At 48.4% G+C, this 739-nt stretch carries 1 protein-coding gene; it reads left to right on the top strand.

Translation table 11 applies throughout. The features are described 5' to 3' along the window. The coding region (locus JKA74_RS20670; RefSeq protein WP_201433146.1) for a hypothetical protein at positions 1-739 on the top strand (739 nt) is incomplete at both ends.

Genomic DNA, 739 nt, shown 5'->3' with positions numbered 1-739 from the left:
CCCGCCAACTTTAACACTTGTGGGGATGCTGCCTTTGACCTTGATGCCTCGCTGACAGGATCAACACTCAATGGAGAATGGACCATCATTGCCAATGGTGATGCCGGACAGTTAACGGCCACCAATGTCGCTGCAAGTATTGCCTCTGCTACTTATACCCCTCTTGCTGCTGATTACAACACCACCATTACTTTCCAGTTCGAGGCTTTTGACCCCGTAACGGGACCATGTGGCAATTCCTCTTATACTGTGGATGTAACCATTGATGAACCTGCCACTGTCAACATAACAACGGCCGGGGCCAATATCTGCCAAAACCAGGTTATTTCTTTATCAGGAGATTTCTCAGGAAGTGCCTCTTCTGCTACATGGTCAGAAGACGGAAATGGTAGTTTGTCCAATATTTCTACCGTAGGCAATACTGTCACTGCTGAGTATAGTCCTACAAGTACCGATATTGGAAACACCATTACATTTACACTAACAACCGACAATCCTGCCAATACATGTGCGGCCATCTCCTCGTCTGTACAGTTTGTCATCGATAACCCACCGGTTGCAAGTATCACCACAACGGCCACTGAAGTTTGTGAGGCTGATCCTTTTACTTTGCAGGGTACTGTTTCAGGTGGGGCCAATAACGGAGAATGGCAAATCAAGGCAGGGCAAGGGGCTTCAGTTGATGCTTCCGGTTCCCTGACAGCTACCACCAACAACAGCGGAAGCTGGGAGGCTGTCT

The sequence above is a fragment of the Marivirga aurantiaca genome (genome assembly GCF_016679925.1).
Taxonomy (GTDB): domain Bacteria; phylum Bacteroidota; class Bacteroidia; order Cytophagales; family Cyclobacteriaceae; genus Marivirga; species Marivirga aurantiaca.
Note: the sequence above shows the minus strand (reverse complement) of the source record. Positions and strands in the feature narration are given on the sequence as shown.